This window comes from Streptomyces hundungensis (genome assembly GCF_003627815.1).
In the GTDB taxonomy this organism is placed as follows: Bacteria; Actinomycetota; Actinomycetes; order Streptomycetales; family Streptomycetaceae; genus Streptomyces; species Streptomyces hundungensis_A.
The window spans coordinates 6808724-6826536 of sequence record NZ_CP032698.1 but is presented as its reverse complement, the minus strand read 5'-3'; the positions used below and the strand labels follow the sequence as shown (position 1 = coordinate 6826536).

12 protein-coding genes and 1 pseudogene are annotated in these 17813 nt (G+C 68.8%); 4 read left to right on the top strand and 9 right to left on the bottom strand.

What is annotated here, in order from left to right; translation table 11 throughout:
• Positions 1–28: 28 nt before the first annotated feature.
• Positions 29–1540, bottom strand: coding sequence for a depupylase/deamidase Dop (dop, locus tag DWB77_RS30255; protein WP_120724969.1), 1512 nt, complete (start codon positions 1538–1540; stop codon positions 29–31).
• Positions 1541–1775: 235 nt separating this feature from the next.
• On the bottom strand, positions 1776–3542 hold the full coding sequence (gene arc, locus DWB77_RS30250) for a proteasome ATPase (RefSeq protein WP_120724967.1): 1767 nt from the start codon (positions 3540–3542) through the stop codon (positions 1776–1778).
• 240 nt (positions 3543–3782) lie between these two features.
• Between arc and DWB77_RS30245 the strand changes: the two genes are divergently transcribed.
• On the top strand, positions 3783–4061 hold the full coding sequence (locus DWB77_RS30245) for a ferredoxin (protein WP_120724966.1): 279 nt from the start codon (positions 3783–3785) through the stop codon (positions 4059–4061).
• A 53-nt stretch (positions 4062–4114) separates the two neighbouring features.
• Here DWB77_RS30245 and DWB77_RS30240 read toward each other — a convergent pair whose 3' ends face one another.
• From DWB77_RS30240 to DWB77_RS30230, 3 genes are all read right to left on the bottom strand, one after another.
• Complete coding sequence (locus DWB77_RS30240) at positions 4115–4696, bottom strand: hypothetical protein (protein WP_120724964.1); 582 nt, start codon at positions 4694–4696, stop codon at positions 4115–4117.
• A 187-nt stretch (positions 4697–4883) separates the two neighbouring features.
• Positions 4884–5771 (bottom strand): tRNA (adenine-N1)-methyltransferase, encoded by an 888-nt coding sequence (locus tag DWB77_RS30235; protein WP_120724962.1) that lies wholly within the window; start codon positions 5769–5771, stop codon positions 4884–4886.
• Positions 5772–5827: 56 nt separating this feature from the next.
• Positions 5828–7087: a site-2 protease family protein gene (locus DWB77_RS30230; RefSeq protein WP_120724960.1), complete on the bottom strand. Its 1260-nt coding sequence runs from the start codon at positions 7085–7087 to the stop codon at positions 5828–5830.
• A gap of 178 nt (positions 7088–7265) precedes the next feature.
• Between DWB77_RS30230 and DWB77_RS30225 the strand changes: the two genes are divergently transcribed.
• The 3 genes from DWB77_RS30225 (at position 7266) to DWB77_RS30215 (ending at position 9507) form a co-directional block, all read left to right on the top strand.
• Positions 7266–8123, top strand: coding sequence for a RecB family exonuclease (locus DWB77_RS30225; protein WP_120724958.1), 858 nt, complete (start codon positions 7266–7268; stop codon positions 8121–8123).
• Positions 8124–8250: 127 nt separating this feature from the next.
• Positions 8251–8922 carry a response regulator gene (locus tag DWB77_RS30220; RefSeq protein WP_120724956.1) on the top strand — a complete coding sequence of 224 codons (672 nt, stop codon included), beginning with the start codon at positions 8251–8253 and terminating at the stop codon, positions 8920–8922.
• Positions 8923–9159: 237 nt separating this feature from the next.
• Positions 9160–9507 (top strand): VOC family protein, encoded by a 348-nt coding sequence (locus tag DWB77_RS30215; protein ID WP_120724954.1) that lies wholly within the window; start codon positions 9160–9162, stop codon positions 9505–9507.
• Between the two features lie 32 nt (positions 9508–9539).
• Here DWB77_RS30215 and DWB77_RS30210 read toward each other — a convergent pair whose 3' ends face one another.
• The 4 genes and pseudogenes from DWB77_RS30210 to metH all read right to left on the bottom strand — a co-directional run bounded on the left by DWB77_RS30210 (position 9540) and on the right by metH (position 17675).
• On the bottom strand, positions 9540–11129 hold the full coding sequence (locus DWB77_RS30210; protein WP_174248650.1) for an ABC transporter substrate-binding protein: 1590 nt from the start codon (positions 11127–11129) through the stop codon (positions 9540–9542).
• Between the two features lie 71 nt (positions 11130–11200).
• Positions 11201–12802, bottom strand: a complete 1602-nt coding sequence (locus DWB77_RS30205; RefSeq protein ID WP_120724950.1) for an ABC transporter substrate-binding protein — start codon at positions 12800–12802, stop codon at positions 11201–11203.
• A 491-nt stretch (positions 12803–13293) separates the two neighbouring features.
• Positions 13294–14034 (bottom strand): HAD family hydrolase, encoded by a 741-nt coding sequence (locus DWB77_RS30200; RefSeq protein WP_120724949.1) that lies wholly within the window; start codon positions 14032–14034, stop codon positions 13294–13296.
• A gap of 129 nt (positions 14035–14163) precedes the next feature.
• Positions 14164–17675: pseudogene (metH, locus tag DWB77_RS30195) on the bottom strand (methionine synthase).
• Between the last annotated feature and the right edge of the window lie 138 nt (positions 17676–17813).

Genomic DNA, 17813 nt, shown 5'->3' with positions numbered 1-17813 from the left:
CCTCTGTGTTTCCCACACCTCAGGGCTTTCAGCCCCCCGAGAGCACCCGCACCAGATCTTCGGCCGTCCGGCACCGGTCCAGCAGCGCCTTCACGTGATTACGCGTTCCGCGTAGGGGCTCCAGGGTTGGCACCCGCTGGAGCGAGTCGCGGCCCGGCAGATCGAAGATGACCGAGTCCCAGGAGGCGGCCGCGACGTCGTCCGCGTACTGCTCCAGGCAGCGGCCGCGGAAGTACGCCCTGGTGTCCTCCGGGGGCTTCGTCTGGGCCCGCAGGACGCCGGGATCGTCCAGGAGGCGCTTCATCTTGCCGCGGGCCACCAGGCGGTTGTACAGGCCCTTGTCGGGCCGTACGTCGGCGTACTGGAGGTCCACCAGATGCAGGCGGGCCGCGTCCCAGTCGAGGCCGTCACGGCGCCGGTAGCCCTCCATCAGCTCCCGCTTGGCGATCCAGTCGAGCTCCCCCGACAGGCTCATCGGGTCGTTCTCCAGCCGGTTCAGGACGTCCTCCCAGCGGGCCAGGACGTCCTTGGTCTGCTCGTCTGCGTCCGCGCCGAAGCGCTCGTCGACGTACTTGCGCGCCAGCTCGAAGTACTCCATCTGAAGCTGCACCGCGGTGAGGGTGCGACCGCTGCGGAGGGTGACCAGGTGTCGCACGGTGGGGTCGTGCGAGACCTGGTGCAGGGTGCGGACCGGCTGGTCCACGGCCAGGTCGACGTTGATGAACCCGTCCTCGATCATGGAGAGGACCAGCGAGGTCGTGCCCAGCTTGAGGTAGGTGGAGATCTCCGACAGGTTGGCGTCGCCGATGATCACGTGCAGGCGGCGGTACTTCTCGGCGTCCGCGTGCGGTTCGTCGCGGGTGTTGATGATGGGGCGCTTGAGCGTCGTCTCCAGGCCGACCTCGACCTCGAAGTAGTCGGCCCGCTGGCTGATCTGGAAGCCGTGCTCGTGGCCGTCCTGGCCGATGCCGACGCGTCCGGCGCCGGTGATGACCTGGCGCGAGACGAAGAACGGGGTCAGATGGCGCACGATGTCCGAGAACGCGGTCTCCCGCTTCATCAGGTAGTTCTCGTGCGTGCCGTACGAGGCGCCCTTGTTGTCGGTGTTGTTCTTGTACAGGTGGATCGGCTGGGCGCCGGGCAGCTGGGCCGCGCGCTCGGCGGCCTCGGCCATGATGCGCTCGCCGGCCTTGTCCCACAGGACGGCGTCACGCGGGTTGGTGACCTCGGGCGAGCTGTACTCGGGGTGGGCGTGGTCGACGTACAGGCGTGCCCCGTTGGTGAGGATGACGTTGGCGAGGCCGATGTCCTCGTCGGTGAGCTGGCTGGAGTCGGCGGCCTCGCGGGCGAGGTCGAAGCCGCGGGCGTCCCGCAGCGGGTTCTCCTCCTCGAAGTCCCAGCGGGCGCGGCGCGCCCGGTGCATCGCCGCCGCGTAGGCGTTGACGATCTGGGACGAGGTGAGCATGGCATTGGCGTTGGGATGGCCGGGGACGGAGATCCCGTACTCCGTCTCGATGCCCATTACTCGCCGTACGGTCATGCGGCCCTCCTTGCCCGGCGGCGCTCCCCCGCGGGAGCGGCGCTCAAGTACCGCTGGTTCTCCGGTGCGTGTGCGGTGCCCGTCCCCGCACTGCGCGACTAGGCGGTACCGAAAAGCCTAGAACGCCTTTGCGCTCGTGGGGAGATCAATTCCGTCATTGCTCTTGCGCTGTTCGTGGCCTGAAAAGCAGTCGGCTGCGGGTGCCCGCCCGGGCACCCGCAGCCGGCCTGCCTTTTTACAGGTACTGACCGGTGTTGGCCACCGTGTCGATGGAGCGTCCGGTGTCCGCGCCCTGCTTTCCGGTGACGAGGGTGCGGATGAATACGATCCGCTCGCCCTTCTTTCCGGAAATCCTGGCCCAGTCGTCCGGGTTGGTGGTGTTCGGCAGGTCCTCGTTCTCCTTGAACTCGTCCACGCAGGCCTGGAGGAGGTGGGAGATGCGAAGGCCCTTCTGGTTCTGGTCGAGGAAGGCCTTGATGGCCATCTTCTTGGCCCGGTCCACGATGTTCTGGATCATGGCGCCGGAGTTGAAGTCCTTGAAGTAGAGGACTTCCTTGTCGCCGTTGGCGTACGTGACTTCCAGGAAGCGGTTCTCTTCGGACTCCGCGTACATCTGCTCCACCACGGACTGGATCATCGCGTGGGTGGTGCCGTCCTTGTCCCCGCCGTGTTCGGCGAGGTCGTCGGCGTGCAGCGGCAGGGAGGACCTGAGGTACTTGGCGAAGATGTCCTTCGCCGCCTCCGCGTCCGGGCGCTCGATCTTGATCTTCACATCGAGCCTGCCGGGCCGCAGGATCGCGGGGTCGATCATGTCCTCGCGATTGGAGGCGCCGATGACGATGACGTTCTCCAGGCCCTCCACGCCGTCGATCTCGGCGAGCAGCTGCGGGACGATGGTGTTCTCCACGTCCGAGCTGACGCCGGAGCCGCGGGTGCGGAAGAGCGATTCCATCTCGTCGAAGAAGACGATGACGGGGGTGCCCTCGCTCGCCTTCTCCCGGGCACGCTGGAAGACCAGACGGATGTGCCGTTCGGTCTCGCCGACGTACTTGTTGAGGAGTTCGGGGCCCTTGATGTTGAGGAAGTAGCTCTTCCCCGCGGGCTGGCCGGTCACCTCGGCGACCTTCTTGGCAAGGGAGTTGGCGACCGCCTTCGCGATCAGCGTCTTGCCGCATCCCGGCGGGCCGTAGAGCAGGATGCCCTTCGGCGGCCGCAGTTCGTGCTCCTTGAAGAGGTCGGGGTAGAGGTAGGGGAGTTCGACCGCGTCGCGGATCAGCTCGATCTGGTTGCCCAGACCGCCGATCTTGTCGTAGTCGACGTCCGGGACCTCTTCGAGGACGAGCTCCTCGACCTCGCTCTTGGGAACCACTTCGTAGACGTAGCCGGACCTGGGTTCCAGCAGGAGCGCATCGCCGGGGCGGATGGTGATGTCCAGGAGCGGCTCGGCGAGCCTCACCACCCGTTCCTCGTCGGTGTGCCCGACCACCAGGGCGCGCTCGCCGTCCTCGAGGATCTCCTTGAGGGTGACGATGTCCCCGGCGCGCTCGAACTCCATGGCCTCGACCACGTTGAGCGCTTCGTTGAGCATGACTTCCTGGCCGCGCCTCAGGTCGTCGAGTTCGACGCTGGGGCTGACGTTCACCCGGAGCTTGCGGCCCCCGGTGAAGATGTCGGCGGTGCCGTCCTCGTTGGCGTGCAGGAAGACACCGAAGCCGGCCGGCGGCTGTGCGAGCCGGTCGACCTCCTCCTTGAGGGCCACGATCTGGTCGCGGGCCTCACGGAGGGTGTTGGCGAGCCGCTCGTTCTGTGCGGACACGCCCGCCAGGCTGGTCTGCAACTCGACGATCCGCTCTTCGAGAATCCTCGTATGACGCGGAGAGTCGGCGAGCTTGCGTCGCAGGACGGCGATTTCCTGCTCTAGATAGGCAACCTGGCCGGCTGGGTCCTCAGACCCCCGCCCGGGCCGGATGCCGCGGTTGATGTCGTCGTCGTGGGCTGCCACGGTCCTCACCTCCTCCAAGGGGAGCTGGACGCTTCCTGACCCTACCTGGGCTGGTGGTGATTGAAACCCCTAGATCACAAAGACTCTGGGGTGTGTCCGATCTTCACCCTTGCGCTCTCCCTCACCACAGGGGAATACCCACCCAGCAACATCGGAAAGCGGGCGGTTGTTATCGTCGATGGAGTCAACACCCTTCAGGGCTGGCACCGATTGATTCACTCGCGCAGGAACGGCAGGCACATGAACGAGGCTCTCGAAGTCTGGATCGACCAGGACCTGTGCACCGGCGACGGCATCTGTGTCCAGTACGCGCCCGAGGTCTTCGAGCTGGACATCGACGGGCTTGCGTATGTGAAGAGTTCCGACGACGAGTTGTTGCAGTCGCCGCGGGCCACGACGCCCGTCCCGCTGCCGCTGCTCCAGGACGTCGTGGACTCGGCCAAGGAGTGCCCGGGCGACTGCATTCACGTACGTCGGGTTTCGGACAGCGTCGAGGTGTACGGCCCCGACGCGGAGTGATGTTGGGGTGACCGGACGCCGTGTCCGGTCCTCCCGGGCCGGTGTCGCGGGGCTCAGACGCCCCTCGCGGCGGCGCCGGTCGAGCGGACGAACTTCCCGCCCCGCCAGCGCCACTTGACGTCCTGGCGGACGTCGGGCCTGAAGCGCGGCACGTCGTCGGAGGAGTAGCCGAGCAGTGTGGCCGCCACCACACCGTCGTGCACCGCGAAGTCGGTGACGGTCCGCCGGTCCTCGGGATCGAGCAGTGTCGCCACCAGGCGGGGCGGCGCTCCCTTGAGGGCGGGCCGCGTCAGGACGTAGACGCCGTGCGGCGGGGTGCCGCCGCCGGCTTTGCAGTGCACGACCGCCACGGTTTCCGGCACGCCGTCGCCGTCGAGGTCTCCGGTGGCCTGTTTCTCCACCACCGTGCCCACGTTTCCACAGTCCAGGGGGTAGGTGACCGTGCCCGGATCGGGGGCGGCCACCGTCGTCAGGGGGGCGCCGGCGCCTGGGGCCGCCGTCTGGGAGGCGGTGGCCGCGTCCGGCGTCAGAAAGCCCGCGAGGGCGACCACGCCCGCCATCGCGGTCGCGGTGGCGATCCAGTGCAGGGGGCGGGCGTGGGTGTGCGCGAGCTCAGGGACGGCGGCATTCTGCACGCGGAAGGTCTCCTGTGAAGGGCGGTGCGGGTGGTGGGGTGGCCAGCATCGTGCCACACGTCACAGGTGGGCGGAATACCGGGGCAAGAGGCACAACGCAAAGGCGCCGCCGCCGAGTTCCCGTGTCGGTCCGGGAACTCGGCGGCGGCGCCGGTTCGTTGTACGAGGCCCAGCCTCAGAACTGGGGTCAGTCCTTGTTGGGGCCTTCGTAGTCGTCGCCGTACGCGCCCTTGGCGGGGCGGCGGCGGCGCATCGGGGGTTCCACGCCGTCGGCGAGGCGGCGGGCGGTGACCAGGAAGCCGGTGTGGCCGATCATCCGGTGGTCGGGGCGCACGGCCAGTCCCTCGACGTGCCAGTTGCGGATTATCGACTCCCAGGGCTGCGGCTCGGCGAAGCAGCCGATCTCGCGGATGGACTCGACGGTGCGCGAGAGCTGGGTGGTGGTGGCCACGTAGCAGCACAGGATGCCGCCGGGGACGAGCGCCTTGGAGACGGCGTCCAGGCACTCCCAGGGGGCGAGCATGTCCAGGATGACGCGGTCGACGTCGGTGTCCGACAGGTTGTCCTGGAGGTCGCCGACGGTGAGCTGCCAGGCCGGGTGGGGACCGCCGAAGTAGCGCTCCACGTTCTGCGTGGCGATCTCGGCGAAGTCCTCGCGGCGCTCGTAGGAGTGCAGCATTCCGTGGTCGCCGATGGCGCGCAGCAGGAAGGCGCTGAGCGAGCCCGAGCCGACCCCTGCCTCGACGACGCGGGCGCCGGCGAAGATGTCGGCGAAGGCCAGGATCTGCCCCGCGTCCTTGGGGTAGACCACGGCGGCGCCGCGGGGCATGGACAGGACGAAGTCGGGGAGCAGGGGGCGCAGCGCGAGGTAGGCGACGTTTCCCGTGGTACGGACAACACTGCCCTCGGGAGCACCGATCAGCTCGTCGTGCGGGAAGGAACCCTTGTGGGTGTGGAAATTCTTCCCGGCTTCGAGCGTGAAGGTGTAGTGGCGTCCCTTGGGGTCGGTGAGCTGGACCTGGTCCCCGACCTTGAAGGGCCCGCGACGGCGGGCGGCACCGGTCGGTTCGGACATACGACCAGAGTACCGGCCGTTCCAGGTCTCGAACGCCACGGCGGTGGCTGCCGGAACTAGGAGCCGGGCCGCGCCATGGCCGCGACGAATGCCTTCTCGACGTCGGCCGCGGAGAGCACCCCGTAGATCTCGCCGGTCTCCTCGACGACCAGGTACTCGCTGGCGGGGGTGGCCCGCAGGAGGTCGAGCAGGGGCTCCCCGGCGAGTTCGGCCGGGACGCGCATGCCGTCGGTGAGGTCCTGGGCGAGGCCGCTGACGGCGACCCAGGGGCGGCGGTGTTCGGGGACGCCCACGATGGCGGCCTCGCGCACCAGCGCGGTCGGGTCGCCGTGTCCGTCGACCACGACCAGGGCGCGGGCGCCCGCCTCGTTGGCGCGGCGCAGCGCCTCGGAGAGCGGGGTGGTGGACTCGACGGGGACGGCACGCCGGGTGAGGGTGCGGGCGCGCAGCTCGGGGAGGTGTTCGCGCAGCCGGGCCATCCGCAGGCTGTTGCCGGCGCCGGTCCAGATGATCGCGGCGAGGATGGCGGCGAGCAGCGCGTCGGTGACGGTGTCCATGCCGCTGACCTCGTCGGGCGAGTTGCCGAGCACCCCGGTCTGGGTGAGCATCGGCAGGCCGATGAGGACGGTGACGGCGAGGGCGCGGCCGACCCAGGCGGCGGCGATGGTGCCGGTCATGGGCTTGCCGGTGATCTTCCAGACGACGGCGCGGAGCATCCGGCCGCCGTCCAGGGGCAGGCCGGGCAGCAGGTTGAAGGCGGCCACGATGAGGTTGGAGATCATCAGGCCGGCCAGCAGGACGCCGGGGACGGTGCCGGGTTCGACGGCCTTCATGCCGAGGTAGAAGACGCCGGACAGGACGAGCGAGAGCAGGGGGCCGACGAAGGCCAGGACGAATTCGCGGCCCGGCTCCTCGGTCTCCTTCTCGATCTCGGAGACGCCGCCGAAGAACTGGAGCTGGATGCGGCGGACCGGCAGTTTGAAGCGGAGCGCGGCCACCGTGTGGGCGAGTTCGTGGACGAGTACGGAGGCGTAGAAGGCCACCGCGAAGAAGAGCGAGACGAGATAGCGGGCGGCGCCGAGTTCGGGCAGGACGCGGTCGAGCTGACCGCCGAAGACCCAGGTGATGAGGGCGGCGACCAGGAACCAGCTGGGGGCGACGTAGACGGGCACTCCGAACGGGCGGCCCATCAGGATGCCCCCGCCGGGGCCGGGGCGGGGCTGCTTGCCCTTACCCGGGCCACCACCTCGGGGCTTGTTGTCCTGTGCGCCGGACCGCGGCCGTCCGCGCTCGCCGCTCTCGCCGCTGTCTTCCACGGGTTCCCTTCGTCGGTACGATGCCTGTTCCGGGCAACCTGCCCCGGAGCCCCGGCCGGACTCTCCTCGTCCGCCGAATGTTCGCTGCATGGTGCGATGCCACGATCATGCAGGGTGAGGGCGCCCGTCGTCGATGGTATTCCGCTCGCTGTCAGTGGCGGGTCGTAGGGTCTGAGTCATGAGTGAGAGCACCGGTGGGGCCGCGGCCGCACAGCAGCCCACGTCGCTGTCGCCGTCGCGGGCGAACGACTTCATGCAGTGCCCGCTGCTGTACCGGTTCCGGGTGATCGACCGGCTGCCCGAGAAGCCGAGCGAGGCCGCCACCCGCGGCACGCTGGTGCACGCCGTCCTGGAGCGGCTTTTTGACGATCCGGCGGCCGAGCGCACCGCGCCGCGCGCCAAGTCGATGATCCCGGCGCAGTGGGACCGGTTGCTCGAAGCGAAGCCGGAGCTGACCGAGCTGTTCGCCGACGATCTTGGGGGCGAGCGGCTCAGCAAGTGGCTGGGCGAGGCCGAGCGGCTGGTGGAGCGGTGGTTCTCGCTTGAGGACCCCACCCGTCTGGAGCCGGTGGAGCGGGAGTTCTTCGTCGAGACCGAGCTGGAGTCGGGGCTGCGGCTGCGCGGTGTCATCGACCGGGTGGATGTGGCGCCCACCGGTGAGGTGCGCATCGTCGACTACAAGACGGGCAAGGCCCCGCGTCCGCAGTACGCGGAGGGCGCGCTCTTCCAGATGAAGTTCTACGCGCTGGTGGTGTGGCGGCTGAAGCAGGTCGTGCCACGGCGGCTCCAGTTGGTGTACCTGGGCAGTGGCGATGTGCTGACCTACGACCCGGTCGAGTCGGATCTCGTCCAGGTGGAGCGGAAGCTGCACGCGCTGTGGGAGGCGATCCGGCTCGCCACCGAGACGGGCCAGTGGCTGCCCCGGCCGACCAAGCTGTGCGGCTGGTGCGACCACCAGGCGGTCTGTCCGGAATTCGGGGGGACTCCCCCGGTTTACCCGCTGTCCATCACCGCGGCGCCGGAGACGGCAGGCTGAGGTACGGCCGTTCTCGGCCCGGTGCGCGTCGGGCGTGGCGGCGGCCGGTGGCCCGCGCCCGGCCGAACCCACCATCGGTGAGCAGGGCAGAATGGGCCCGGTCCAGCAATCCTGATGAGGAGTACCCGTGGCGATCCGCGTCCTACTGGTCGACGACCAGCCGCTGCTGCGCACCGGCTTCCGGATGATCCTGGAGGCCGAGCAGGACATCGCGGTGGTCGGCGAGGCCGGTGACGGTCTCCAGGCCCTCGATCAGGTGCGGGCGCTCCAGCCCGATGTGGTCCTGATGGACATCCGGATGCCGCGGATGGACGGGGTGGAGGCGACCCGCCAGATCAGCGGGCCCGGCAAGGACGGCCCCGCGAAGGTGCTCGTCCTGACCACGTTCGATCTCGACGAGTACGTCGTGGAGGCGCTGCGGGCCGGGGCGAGCGGCTTCCTTCTGAAGGACGCGCCCGCCAACGAGTTGGTGCAGGCGATCCGGGTGGTCGCGGGCGGCGAGGCGATGCTGGCGCCCTCGATCACACGCCGGCTGCTCGACAAGTACGCCGACCATCTGCCGTCCGGCGAGGAGCCGGTGCCGGACACCCTGCACACGCTGACCGACCGCGAGGTCGAGGTGCTGAAGCTGGTCGCCCGCGGGTTGTCCAACGCGGAGATCGCGGCGGATCTGTTCGTCAGCGAGACGACGGTGAAGACGCATGTGGGGCATGTGCTGACGAAGCTGGGGCTTCGGGATCGGGTGCAGGCGGCGGTCTATGCGTATGAGAGTGGGTTGGTTCGGCCCGGCGCGCAGTGACGGGGGTGGCTCCCTGAGGCACCGGGGCTCCGCCCCGGACCCCCTACCCCGGTGGTGCGGGCGTATTTCGACCACCGGTCGTGTGTGGCTGGGCGCGCAGTTCCTCGCGCCCCTGGCGGGGCGGGGGTCGGCGGGGTGGGACGACTGCGGTGGTGCCGGGACCGATGAGTTCGGGGTTCGGATGGTGTCTGTAGGAGAGACGGCATCAAGAACGCGCTCTGGAAGCAGGTGGTTCTCATGGACGTGACTCGCGTACTGATGGTCGCTCCGGTACGGGACATCGACATCGCGGTGGCCTGGTACGAGCGGCTGCTGGGGCGCCCGGCGGACCGCCGGCCGATGGCATCGCTGGCCGACTGGCATCTCACCGCGAGCGGTTGGCTCCAGGTCTTCGAGGACCCGGCCCACGCCGGCTCGACCCTGCTCAACCTGGAGGTGCCTTCGCTGGACGAGGCTCTGTCCGAGGTGGCGGAGCGCGGTCTTACGGCGGGGCCGGTGCAGACCGGCGGTGTGCGTACCCGGTTCGCCGCCCTGGAGGACCCGGACGGCAACCGCGTAACGCTGCTGGAGAACCCGGTGGCGTAGTCCCTGCCGGCGTGGCGGGGACTGCCCGCCGTTCAGCTCTTCTTGATCTCCCAGAAGCGGAAGACCGTCGAGGCGTCCAGGGTCCACTCCAGACCGGTGATTCCGGTGCGGGCCACCGCGTACTGCTTGCCCTGCCACAGCGGGAGGACGGGGAGTTCGTCGGCGACGATGTCCTGGAGCTTGGCGAAGTCCGTCTCGGTGGCGGCGCGGTCGGCGGTGGCCGCGGTCGAGGGGAGGATCTCGTCGGTGATCTGCTTGTTGGTGTAGTGGTTGGACAGCACGTTGCCCTTGCCGAAGAACGGCAGGGTGAAGTTGTCCGGGTCCGGATAGTCGGGGACCCAGCCCTTCACGTAGACGCCGTACTTGCCGGCCTCGATGTCCTTCTCGTACTGCTTGAACTCGACGGACTTCACATCGGCGTCGAACAGGTCGCTCGCGTTGAGCTGGCTCGCGATCGCCTTCAACTCCTCGTCGGTGGACGGCCCGTAGCGGCTCGGCGTGGACCACAGGGTCAGCTTGACCTTGCCGTTGATGCCCGCCGAGTGCAGGGCCGCCTTCGCCTTGGCGGGCTGTGGGCTGCCGCCGTACTCGTCGAAGAGGGCGGTGCTGTGGGCGGTGATGCCGCTCGGGACGACCGAGTACAGGGGGCTGGCGGTGGACGAGTACACGTCGCGCACCAGGGCTTCGCGGTCGACGAGGTAGGCGATCGCCTTGCGCACGCCGATCTTGCCCGCGACCGGGTCCTTCATGTTGAAGACCAGGTCCTGGACCTCGGCGCTGGTGCCCTCGATGACGTTGATGCCCTGCTTGTCGGCCGTCGTCGAGGTCTGGAGGGCGGCGATGTCCTTGGCGGTGAGGCCTCGGTAGGCGAGGTCGATGTCGCCCTTGTTGAGGGCGGCCGCCAGGTTCTTCTGGTCGCCGTGGAAGAGCTTGAGGGTCAGGCCGGAGTTCTTGGCCTTGACGGTGCCCTTGTAGGAGGAGTTGACCGAGAAGACGGCCTGCTTCTCGGCGAAGGAGTCCAGCTTGTAGACGCCGGATCCGATCGCCTTGCCGTCGGTGCGCAGCTTGTCGGCGGGGTACTGCGCGTGGTCGACGATCGAGCCGGCGCCCGAGGCGATCTTGCTGGGGAAGGTGGCGTCCGGGACCTTGAGGTGGAAGACCACCGTCTTGGCGTCCGGCGTCTCTACCTTGCCGAGAGTGGCGAGCATCGGCGCGGGACCGTTGTCGTCATTGATCTTCAGCACGCGCTCGAAGGAGTACTTGACGTCCTCGGAGGTCAGCGGGTCGCCGTTGCTGAAGGTGAGGCCGGGGCGCAGGGTGCAGCGGTAGACGGTCGAGCCGCCCTTGTCGAAGCTGCACTCCTGCGCCGCCTCGGGCTGCGGTGTGGAGCTGCCCTTGGGGAAGCTGAGCAGGGACTGGAAGACGTTGTTGAACAGCAGCCAGGAACCGGGGTCGTAACCCGAGGCGGGGTCGGTGGCCAGGATGTCGTCGGACATCCCCATGACCACCGCACCGTCGTCGCCGGACGAGGCGCCGCCCTGTTGCGTGCCGCAGCCGCTCACCAGGCCGGCCGCCACCCCCGCCGCGAGCGGGGCCGCCAGCCATCGGTTCCGTATCTTCACGCGCACGTGCCTCACAGTCATGCTCAACAAAAGGTCCGCCCGGCGCGGCAGGGCCGCGGCCGGGCCCTGCGTTACTTCTTGCCCCGCCCGAGCTCCCAGAGCTGGAGGTCGGAGGAGGAGTTGATGGCCCACTCGGTGCCGGTGATGTCGCTGCGGGCCGCGACGTACTGCTTGCCCTGCCACAGCGGGACGACCGGGACGTCGTTGGCGACGATGTCCTGGATCTGCTCGAACGTCTTGGAGGCCTGGTTGCGGTCGGCCGCCACCCGCGACTGCGGGATCAACGTGTTGCGGATGTCGTTGCTGACGTAGGGGGTGTTGAGGAAGTTGTCCTTGCCGAAGAACGGCGCGACGAAGTTGTCCGGGTCCGGGAAGTCGGGGAACCAGCCGAGGCCGTAGACCGCGTACTCGCCCTTCTTCTGCGCCGGGCGGAACTTCGACCACTCGGTGCCCTGGACGGTCGTGCTGAACAGACCGGTCGCGTTCAGCTGCGCCGACAGGTTCTTGAACTCGTCCTCGGTGATCGAACCGTAGTGGTCCTTGGTGTAGTTGAGGGTGAGCTTGACGGGCGTCTGGATTCCCGCGCTCTTCAGGATGTTCTGGGCCTTGGCCTTGCTGCTCTCGCCGTACTTGTTGAAGAACGAGTTGGTGTGCCCGGCGATCGAGGTGGGGATCAGCGAGTACAGCGGCTCGGCGGTCTGCCCGTACACCTTGCTCACCAGCTGGCTGCGGTCGATGGCCTGGGCCAGCGCCTGGCGCACCGCCTTGTTCTTCACCGACGGGTCGTCGGTGTTGAAGCCGAGGTAGCGGATCTCCAGGCCGGGCATCTCGACCAGGTTGACGTCCTTGTTCGGGCTGACCTGCATCTGCTGGATCTGCCCGGGCGTCATGGCGCGGGCCATGAGGTCGATGTCGCCCTTGGCGAGGGCGGTGCCCATCGCCTCGGCGGTCGGGAAGGAGCGCAGCTCGACCTTGTCGTTCGCGAACTTCACATCACCCTGGTAGTTCGGGTTCTTGGTGAAGGTGAACTTCACGACCTGCTCGTTCTTGACCTCGGCCTTCATGGTGTACGGCCCGGAGCCGTCCATCTCGAAGCCGTCGCGGAGCTTCTTCGGCTGGTACTTGTCCTTCGGCACGATTCCCGCGGCGGGCGTCGCGAGCTTGTACGGGAAGGTGGCGTCCGGCGTCTTCAGATGGAAGACGATCTCGCCTTCACCCTTGGTCTCCATGGTGTCGATGTTGTCCAGGAGACCGGCGGGGCCGTTGTCGTCCTTGATGTCGAGCACGCGCTGGATCGAGTACTTCACGTCATCGGCGGTCACCTTGGTGCCGTCGGCGAACTCGAGGCCGCTGCGCAGGGTGCAGCGGTAGCTCTCGTTCTCCTTGTCCGTGAAATTGCACGTGGAGGCCGCGTCGGGAACGGGCAGGCCACCGCCGCGCGGAACGTGGACGAGCGACTGCGTGCTCTGCCGCATCACGTTCCAGATGCCCGTCTCATAGGCATGCGCGGGATCGAAGGGGGCAGGGGCGTCCTTGGTTGCCACGAACTGGTCCGTGGTGCCCACGACGATGGTCTTGCCGCCGTCTCCTCCGCTCTCCGATCCGCCGCAGGCGACGAGTACGGGAGCGAGCAGGCCCACTACGGCCGACAGCACCAAAGTCTTGCGGTTCATCCTGGACGATCTCCCTTGTCCGGCACTTTGGGGTACAGCTGTGTACGGGACACTCCGCCGCGGCCGCCCGTTCGGGGCGGGGCGATCGGGCCGGGTTTGTGCGATCGGACCTGCGTTCCCGTCCACTTGGTGTGCGGCGGGGCAGATGAGGGTGCGGCGAAGTTCTCGGACGAGATTAGTGGTCGCCGCGGGAAAAGCTGGAACTGGCGTCGGCACGCGGGGAATCGGGTGGTCCGGCTCAATACCGGCCCACCGATATAGAAGTGCCGGAATGTTTCGTACACCGGCTCACCAAACGGGACACAAGGGTGCCTCCGAGGGGCCCGGAGTGTCCGGATCGGGCTCCTGTCGACCCCCCGTCGGGTGACGAACGTCACCACGGGGGTCCCTTTGACGGGGTGTGAATTCGGGCGCCCACGAGGTCACGCAAAATGAACGCCCGGCTGCGATGTGTTTCTGTCGTATTCAACGACACACGCTGGGTGAACAGATCAGTTCAGGCGGGTGATCAGCGCCCGCAGAAAGGCCAGGTCGATCTCTTCGAGAGAGTCGACCACGACGCGGCCCCCGGTGGGCGCGATGGCGGCGACCGAGGGCACCGCGACCACCCGGCAGCCGGCCGCCTCGGCGGACGCGACCCCGGTCGCGGTGTCCTCCACGACCGCGCATCTGGCCGGGTCCGCGCCGAGCCCGCGGGCCGCGATCAGATACGGGTCGGGGTGCGGCTTGGTGCGGGCCACCTCGTCGCCGGCGACGGTGAGGGCGAAGTGGGACGGGCCGAGCGAGTCCACGATCTTGTCGATGATGCGCCGGTGCGAGGCGGAGACCAGGGCGGTCGGGATGTCATGGGCGGCGAGCTCGTCGAGCAGCCGGGCGGCGCCCGGCATCAGCGGCACCCCGCGCGCGATCCGGGCCTCGAAGTGGTCGTTGAGCAGTACGGTCAGCTCGGGCATGGAGATGTCGGCGCCCGTGGCCTCGATCAGGAAGCCCGCGCTGCGCGTCATGGGGCCGCCCACCACGATGTCCCGCCACGACTCGTCCAGGACGTGCCCGAGGGTCGCGAACGCCTCGCACTCGGCCTCCCACCAGAAGCCCTCGGTGTCGACGAGGGTGCCGTCCATGTCGAGCAGGACGGCCTGGAGCGCACCGCCCTCGCCCGTCGCGCTCTGCCGCGTCCGGGTGGCGTCGAGAGCTGGGGAACCTGCGACGGCAGCGGGGACCGTACTGGTCATCGGCACACCTCCTGGAGGGACGAGAAGGCCGGCCGCCTTCCCCAGCTGGGAAAAGCGACCGGCCTCGTCTGGGCCGACCAGTGTACGTCGGACCCGCTGAACACGCGCTGAATTACCGGGGGCGCCCCGTCATCGGGCGTTGAAGTACTTGGCTTCGGGGTGGTGGATGACGATGGCGTCGGTGGACTGCTCCGGGTGGAGCTGGAACTCCTCGGAGAGGTGGACGCCGATCCGCTCCGGTTCGAGCAGCTCGGCGATCTTTGCGCGGTCCTCCAGGTCGGGGCAGGCGCCATAGCCGAGCGAGAAGCGCGCGCCGCGGTACTTCAGCGCGAACATGTCGTTCACGTCCGCGGGGTCCTCACCGGCGAAGCCGAGCTCGGAGCGCACCCGGGCGTGCCAGTACTCGGCGAGCGCCTCCGCCAACTGCACGGACAGGCCGTGCAGTTCGAGGTAGTCGCGGTAGGCGTTGGCCTCGAAGAGCTTGGCGGTCTCCTCACCGATGCGGGAGCCGACGGTGACGACCTGGAGGCCGACGACGTCGGTCTCGCCGGACTCCTCCGGGCGGAAGAAGTCCGCGAGGCACAGCCGGCGGCCGCGGCGCTGGCGGGGGAAGGTGAAGCGGGTGCGCTCGGAGCCGTCGTCGTTGAGCAGGATCAGGTCGTCGCCCTTGGACACGCACGGGAAGTAGCCGTGGACGACGGCCGCTTCCAGCAGGCCCTCGGTGTGCAGCTTGTCGAGCCAGCCGCGCAGGTGCGGGCGGCCCTCGGTCTCCACCAGCTCCTCGTACGTGGGCCCGCCCTTGCGTGCCTCCTTCAGGCCCCACTGGCCCTTGAACAGGGCGCCTTCGTCCAGCCAGGACGCGTACTCCTTGAGCGGGATGCCCTTGACGACGCGGGTGCCCCAGAACGGCGGGGTGGGCACCGGGTTGTCGGTGGCCACGTCCGAGCGGACCGAGCCCTCGGGCTCCTCGACGTCGGCCGCCGATGTCACGGGGCGCTGGGGGACGCGGCGCTGCTTGAGCTCGGGCAGTACGGCGCCGGGCACTCCGCGCTTGACGCCGATCAGGGCGTCCATGAGCCGCAGCCCCTCGAACGCGTCGCGGGCGTAGCGGACCTCGCCCTCGTAGATCTCGTGCAGGTCCTGCTCGACATAGGCCCGGGTCAGGGCCGCGCCGCCGAGGATGACCGGGTACTCGGCCGCCAGCTTGCGCTGGTTCAGCTCCTCCAGGTTCTCCTTCATGATCACGGTGGACTTGACCAGGAGGCCGGACATGCCGATGACGTCGGCGCGGTGCTCCTGCGCGGCGTCGAGGATCGCGGAGACCGGCTGCTTGATGCCGAGGTTGACGACGTTGTAGCCGTTGTTGGACAGGATGATGTCGACGAGGTTCTTGCCGATGTCGTGGACGTCGCCGCGCACGGTGGCCAGCACGATGGTGCCCTTGCCTTCGGCGTCCGACTTCTCCATGTGGGGCTCCAGATGGGCCACCGCCGTCTTCATGACCTCGGCGGACTGGAGCACGAACGGGAGCTGCATCTGGCCCGAGCCGAACAGCTCGCCGACCACCTTCATGCCGGCGAGCAGGGTGCTGTTGACGATGTCGAGGGCCGGGGTGGACTGGAGCGCCTCGTCGAGATCGGCCTCCAGACCGTTCTTCTCGCCGTCGATGATGCGGCGCTTCAGGCGCTCCTCCAGCGGCAGGGCCAGGAGTTCCTCGGCCTTGCCCGCCTTCATGGACTTCATGTTGACGCCCTCGAACAGCTCCATGAGCTTTTGGAGGGGGTCGTAGCCCTCGCTGCGCCGGTCGTAGATCAGGTCGAGGGCGACCTTGACCTGCTCGTCCTCCAGGCGCGCGATCGGCAGGATCTTGGAGGCGTGCACGATCGCCGAGTCGAGGCCGGCCTTGACGCACTCGTCGAGGAAGACGGAGTTGAGCACGACACGGGCGGCCGGGTTCAGACCGAAGGAGATGTTGGACAGGCCGAGCGTGGTCTGCACGTCCGGGTGGCGGCGCTTGAGCTCGCGGATCGCCTCGATGGTGGCGATCCCGTCCTTGCGCGACTCTTCCTGGCCGGTGCAGATGGTGAAGGTGAGGGTGTCGATGAGGATGTCCGACTCGTGCACCCCCCAGTTGCCGGTCAGGTCCTCGATGAGGCGCTCGGCGATCGCGACCTTCGTCTCGACGGTGCGGGCCTGGCCCTCCTCGTCGATGGTCAGCGCGATCAGGGCGGCGCCGTGCTCGACGGCCAGCTTGGTGACCTTCGCGAACCGCGACTCGGGCCCGTCACCGTCCTCGTAGTTGACGGAGTTGATGACCGCGCGGCCGCCCAGCTTCTCCAACCCGGCCTGGATGACGGGGAGTTCGGTGGAGTCGAGCACGATGGGCAGGGTGGAGGCGGTGGCGAAGCGGCCCGCGAGTTCGGCCATGTCGGCCACGCCGTCGCGGCCCACGTAGTCGACGCACAGGTCGAGCATGTGGGCGCCCTCGCGGATCTGGTCGCGTGCCATCTCCACACAGTCGTCCCAGCGGCCCTCCAGCATGGCCTCCCGGAACTTCTTCGAGCCGTTGGCGTTGGTGCGCTCGCCGATCGCCAGGTAGGAGGTGTCCTGGCGGAAGGGCACCGTCTGGTAGAGCGAGGCCGCGCCGGGCTCGGGGCGCGGCCGGCGCTCGCCCGGCACCGCCCCGCGCAGCCGCTCCACGACCTGGCGCAGGTGCTCGGGGTCGTACCGCAGCAGCCGCCCACCAGGGACAGGCCGTAGTCGCGGACGAAGTTCTCCTGGGCGTCGGCCAGACCTTCGGGGCCGAGCGGGAAGTGGGCGCCGTCGCGGGTCAGGACGGGCAGGCCGGCGTTGGGCATGCAGAGCAGCGGGATGCGCGAGTGCCGGGTCAGATAGCGCAGGTGCTCGCTCATCTCGGCGGGCCCGGTCGAGCAGTTCAGGCCGATCATGTCGACGCCGAGCGGTTCGAGCGCGGTCAGCGCGGCGCCGATCTCGGAGCCGAGGAGCATGGTGCCGGTCGTCTCGAAGGCGAGCGAGACCACCAGCGGCAGTTCGGCTCCGGCCGCCTCCATGGCGCGGCGGGCGCCGAGGATGGCCGACTTGGTCTGGAGCAGGTCCTGGGTGGTCTCGACGATGAGGGCGTCGGCGCCGCCCGCGATCAGCCCCTCGGCGTTGGCCTGGAAGCCGTCCCGCAGGGTGGTGTAGTCGACGTGGCCCAGGGTGGGGAGCTTGGTGCCGGGGCCGATGGAGCCGAGCACCCAGCGCTGCTGTCCGGTCGAGGCGGTGAACGCGTCGGCGACCTCGCGGGCGATGCGGGCGCCCGACTCGGAGAGCTCGAAGGCGCGCTCGGCGATGTCGTACTCGCTGAGCGCGGTGTGGTTGGCGCCGAAGGTGTTGGTCTCCACACAGTCCACGCCGACCGCGAAGTACGCCTCGTGGACCGAGCGCACGATGTCGGGCCGGGTCACGTTGAGGACCTCGTTGCACCCTTCGAGGTCCTGGAAGTCCTCCAGGGTCGGGTCCTGTGCCTGAAGCATGGTGCCCATCGCACCGTCGGCCACCACCACCCGGGAGGCGAGTGCCGCGCGGAGGGCGTCGATACGGGTCCGGCTGTCAGCGGAGGGGGTCGGCAACGAGGCCATGGTTGTGCTCCCTGGAGTGCGACGGCTGTCGGCTTTGCGCCGTCCGGAGGGAGGGCGCACGCGGCCAGCGTAACGGGCGGCCCGGGGCGGCGCGCGGCTGTATCAGGGGGCGGACGGCTCGCTCCGGGCCCCCTGACG

Coding starts and splice junctions, on each gene's coding strand:
- dop (WP_120724969.1), bottom strand. CDS start 1,540: ATGACCGTACGGCGAGTAATGGGCATCGAGACGGAGTACGGGATCTCC.
- DWB77_RS30245 (WP_120724966.1), top strand. CDS start 3,783: ATGAACGAGGCTCTCGAAGTCTGGATCGACCAGGACCTGTGCACCGGC.
- DWB77_RS30235 (WP_120724962.1), bottom strand. CDS start 5,771: ATGTCCGAACCGACCGGTGCCGCCCGCCGTCGCGGGCCCTTCAAGGTC.
- DWB77_RS30225 (WP_120724958.1), top strand. CDS start 7,266: ATGAGTGAGAGCACCGGTGGGGCCGCGGCCGCACAGCAGCCCACGTCG.
- DWB77_RS30215 (WP_120724954.1), top strand. CDS start 9,160: ATGGACGTGACTCGCGTACTGATGGTCGCTCCGGTACGGGACATCGAC.
- DWB77_RS30205 (WP_120724950.1), bottom strand. CDS start 12,802: ATGAACCGCAAGACTTTGGTGCTGTCGGCCGTAGTGGGCCTGCTCGCT.
- DWB77_RS30200 (WP_120724949.1), bottom strand. CDS start 14,034: ATGACCAGTACGGTCCCCGCTGCCGTCGCAGGTTCCCCAGCTCTCGAC.